Origin of the sequence: Streptomyces sp. KR55 (assembly GCF_052245645.1) — a bacterium.
Classification (GTDB): domain Bacteria; phylum Actinomycetota; class Actinomycetes; order Streptomycetales; family Streptomycetaceae; genus Streptomyces; species Streptomyces flavusporus.
On record NZ_JBQQCE010000612.1, the window covers coordinates 1 to 4722 of the forward strand.

Annotated in this window: 1 protein-coding gene and 2 pseudogenes; 2 read left to right on the forward strand and 1 reads right to left on the reverse strand. The window is 73.7% G+C overall.

Annotation, left to right across the window (positions count from 1 at the left end; genetic code table 11):
- Positions 1-1989, forward strand: a pseudogene (locus ACTWQJ_RS46625) (serine protease); the annotation flags it as partial.
- A 130-nt stretch (positions 1990-2119) separates the two neighbouring features.
- Positions 2120-3067, forward strand: a pseudogene (locus tag ACTWQJ_RS46630) (bifunctional riboflavin kinase/FAD synthetase).
- Positions 3068-3158: 91 nt separating this feature from the next.
- Here ACTWQJ_RS46630 and ACTWQJ_RS46635 read toward each other — a convergent pair.
- A partial coding sequence (locus ACTWQJ_RS46635) for a MinD/ParA family ATP-binding protein (RefSeq protein WP_443312445.1) occupies positions 3159-4722 on the reverse strand: 1564 nt, incomplete at its 5' end.

Sequence of the window (4722 nt, forward strand, 5' to 3'; positions counted from 1 at the left end):
GTCCGCGCCGCCCTCCCGGACGCCCCCGTCGCCACCCCCGTGGACCGGCACGACGTCCTCTCCGCCTACCTCGACCTGATGTGCCTGCGTGTCGCGGTCCGGCTCGCCGCCGAGAACCGCCTGCGCGGCACCGCCGTACGGCGCCTCTCGGCGAGAGTGGCCGGGCAGGTCCACGAGGCCGCCCGGCGCAGCCTCGGCCCCGGACAGGGCGAACTGGACCGGGAGTCGTTCGAGGCCCTCTTCCCGTGGGGACCCGCACCCGCTCGGCTCGGCGGCGGAACCGGCTGGGCGGCCGCCGTCCTCACCGAAGGCCTCCTCGTCCCCGCCGGCACCGGCTACCGCTTCGCGCACGAGGAGCTCGCCGACTGGATCCAGGGCACACACCTCGACCTCGACGAGGCGCTGCGCGCCCTGGTCCACCGCCCCCTCACCCCGCACACCCCGCACCCCCTCCCCGTTCCGCACCACCGCATCGGCCCCGTCGTCCAGGCCTTCCTCCTCGTCGCCCGCCAGCAGGGCACCCGCCAACTCGCCCGCCGCCTGGAGGAGCTGGTGCACGCCCTGGACGCCGACCCGCGCTCCTGGTGGGCCGCCCGTCTGCTCGCAGAGGTCCTGCGCGGGGTGCCGGACGCCACGCCGTACGTCGGTGTCCTGCGGATACTTGCCGACGGTATCGCCGACTGGCGGCGGCAACAGCGGTCCGTCCCCGCGGAGTTCGGGCCCGCCTTGTGGACGGACCTGCCGCTGCCGGAGGCCGAGCGTCTCGACCTGCTGCGCCGGCTCGTCCGCGCCGACACCACCGCCGGTGGCGCCCGGTACCTCGACGCGGCCGCACACCTCCTCGCCGCCGACCCCACCGCCGTACAACCGCATCTCGCCCGCTGGTTCGACGACGAGTGGCCGTTGCCCGCGACCCCGCACGCCACTGTTGCCACGGCCGCGCAGGCGCTGCTGTACACGCACCGGCACCGGGCACTGGACGACCTCACCGAGGTGCTCGTGGACAGCGCGCATCTGCGCGGCGACGAGCTGCTCGCCGTACTCGCCGAGGAGGAGCCGTCCGCCGTGTGCCGGGCGGTCGACCGGTGGGCGCACGACGAGCGGCCCGCGCGGCGGGTGGCGGCGGTGGCGTACGGACTGCGCGCCGCCCCGCACGCGCGCACCGAGGCCGACCGGCAGCTCCTGCGCTACGCGGCCCTCACGCTGCTCGCCCGCCCTGCCGACGGCACGCTGCAAGGGGGTGCGCTCGGCATCCTCGTATGGGATCCGCGCTCCCGCGCCCGCCACCTCCCGCGGGCGCTCGAACACTTCGCGGCGGGCGATCCCCAGCTGCCGCCCAGCGCGCTGGCCGCGGCCCTGCCCACCCACCCGGAGGCCGTCCTCGACGCCTTCCGCACCCGGCTGCACCGGCCGGACGCCGGGGCGGCACTGCTCGCGCTCGCCGATGTCACGACACCGGCGCTGGCCCGCCGGGTCGCCGACCTCGTACGGGACGCCGTGGCGCGGCGCCCCGACCGTGCCGCGGCCGTCGCCGCGTACGTCGACCGGCGCCTCGACCAGGGCCCCCTCGCCCGGACCGTACTGTTCCCGCTGGTCACCGGCGTACTGGACGGCGGCCCGGAGCCGGTGCGGACCGCACTCGCCGCCGTGCTTGCCGGCCCCGGCCCCCTCCGCCGCGAACTGCGCGCCTTCCTCCTCGCCCACGAGCGCGCGCCCGCCGTCCTGGAGTCGCTGCTGCGCGCCGCCGCCCGGCACGACGCCGACGACTTGGGCGACCTCGTCCGCGACACCGGCCTGCTCCTGGTCCGCACCCCGAACGGAGCCACCCTCTTCGACCGCGCCCTCGTCGACCTCGGCCGCGAGGTGCCGGGCTTCGCCGCACGGGCCGCGGGCTGGCTGGCCGACGCCCCCCAGGACTGGGCCGTGGTGGTCGGCCCCAGCACCCGCCGGATGATCGAGAACCTGGCCGGCGTCCGGGTCCCCGCATGACCGCGGACCGGCACGTGCGTCAGGTCACAGCCCCCATGCCGATGCGGGCCGGACCCCCGCGGCATGGCACCCTTAGACCTGCGTAAGAGGTAGACGGCAAGTACCGACACGGGTTCGAGGAGCGGTCACAGTGCAGCGCTGGCGTGGCTTGGAGGACATCCCCGAGGACTGGGGACGCAGCGTCGTCACCATCGGCTCCTACGACGGTGTCCACCGCGGACACCAGCTGATCATCCGGCATGCCGTGGAACGCGCCCGCGAGCTGGGCGTTCCCACCGTCGTCGTCACCTTCGACCCGCACCCCAGCGAGGTCGTCCGCCCCGGCAGCCACCCCCCGCTGCTCGCCCCGCACCACCGCCGCGCCGAACTGATGGCGGAGCTGGGCGTGGACGCGGTCCTCATCCTCCCCTTCACGACGGAGTTCTCGAAGCTGTCGCCGGCCGACTTCGTCGTCAAGGTCCTGGTCGACAAGCTGCACGCCAAGGCGGTCGTCGAGGGCCCCAACTTCCGCTTCGGCCACAAGGCCGCGGGCAACGTGGACTTCCTCGCCGAGCAGGGCAAGGTCTACGACTTCGAGGTCGAGGTCGTGGATCTGTACGTGACCGGCGAGGCGGGCGGCGGGGAGCCCTTCTCCTCGACGCTGACCCGGCGCCTGGTCGCCGAGGGCGACGTCGAGGGCGCCGCGGAGATCCTCGGGCGTCCGCACCGGGTCGAGGGCGTGGTCGTGCGCGGCGCCCAGCGAGGCCGCGAGCTGGGCTTCCCGACGGCGAACGTCGAGACGCTGCCGCACACCGCCATCCCGGCCGACGGGGTCTACGCGGGCTGGCTGCACGTGGCATGCTAGGCGATGCCGGCCGCGATCTCCGTGGGCACCAATCCCCAGTTCGACGGCACGGCGCGCACGGTCGAGGCCTACGCCATCGACCGGGTGGGGCTGGACCTGTACGGGCTCCATGTCGCCGTCGACTTCCTGGCCTTCGTACGCGGACAGGCGAAGTTCGACACCCTGGAGGCCCTGCTCGAGCAGATGGCCGACGACGTGAAGAAGTGCCGGGAGCTGGTCGCGGCGGCGCAGTAGTCGGGCGTACGACGCCAGTAGTCGTGTACGACGCCGAAGGGCGGCCGGTGCCTGCGGGGCACCGGCCGCCCTTTGTGTGTGGTGGCTGTGGTTACTGCTGGGGCGGCTGTTGGCCCTGGGGCGGCTGCTGACCGGGCTGCGGCTGCTGGGAGTGGCCGGGCTGGGGGTAGGGCTGGGCGCCCGGCTGCTGGTACGGCTGGCCAGGCTGTGGGTAGGGCTGGCCGGGCTGCTGGTACGGCTGCGGCTGGCCGGGGTGGGCGGGGGGCTGAGCCGGGTGCGCCGGTTGTCCTGGGTGTCCCGGCTGCGCGTAGGGCTGGCCCGGCTGCTGGTACGGCTGGCCCGCCGGGGGCTGTCCCGGCATGGGCTGGCCCGGGAGCGGTGGCGCGGCCACGGGCGGCGGGTTGCCGTCGCTCGTCCACAGACCGTGCATCTGCTGGTGGCGGACGAAGTCCTCGGCGACCATGGCCGCGAGGTTGAAGTACGCCTCCCGTACCTTGGGCCGCATCATGTCGAGGTCGACCTCGGCACCGGCAGCCAGGTGCTCGTCGAAGGGAACGACGACCACGCCCCGGCACCGGGTCTCGAAGTGCGTCACGATGTCCTCGACCTTGATCATCTTCCCGGTCTCGCGCACACCCGAGATGACGGTGATGGACCGGGAGACGAGGTCCGCGTACCCGTGCGCGGACAGCCAGTCCAACGTCGTACTGGCGCTGCTCGCACCGTCCACGGACGGCGTCGAGATGATGATGAGCTGGTCGGCGAGGTCGAGCACACCGCGCATGGCGCTGTACAGCAGACCGGTGCCCGAGTCGGTGAGGATGATCGGGTACTGCTTGCCCAGGACGTCGATCGCGCGCCGGTAGTCCTCGTCGTTGAAGGTCGTGGACACGGCCGGGTCGACGTCGTTGGCGATGATCTCCAGGCCGGAGGCGGCCTGCGAGGTGAACCGCCGGATGTCCATGTACGAGTTGAGGTACGGGATCGCCTGGACGAGGTCACGGATGGTGGCCCCGGTCTCGCGGCGTACGCGGCGGCCGAGCGTACCGGCGTCCGGGTTCGCGTCGATCGCGAGGATCTTGTCCTGCCGCTCACTGGCGAGGGTGGAGCCCAGCGCGGTGGTCGTCGTGGTCTTGCCGACGCCGCCCTTGAGGCTGATGACGGCGATGCGGTAGCAGGACAGCACCGGCGTCCGGATCAGCTGGAGCTTCTGCAGCCGCTCGGCCTCTTCCTTCTTGCCGCCGAGCTTGAACCGCGAGCCCGCGGTCGGCCGGCCGCTCTTCGGCTTCTGCCGCTTGTTGTTGAGCAGCCGGTCGGAGGACAGTTCCACGGCCGCGGTGTAACCGAGCGGCGCGGCACCGGGATTGGTGGGCTGCCGCTGGTCATGCTGCACGGGCTGCGGCCAGGCAGTGCCGGCTCGGGGGTCTACGGGCGGCTGGTGCGGGGTTTGGGGCTGCTGTGGATGCTGGGGCTGCTGTGGGATCTGCGGGGCGAAGCCCTGCGGGGCTCCTTGAGGGACGCCGGCCGGGTTCTGGGCGTCGGGCTGCGGCTGCGCCGGCTGTGCGGGTACGCCGGGGTGCCCCTGCTGCCCGGGCTGCTGCTGCGGGAAGCCGTAACCGCCGGGCTGGGCAGGGGAGTTGGGGGCGGGAGGGGTG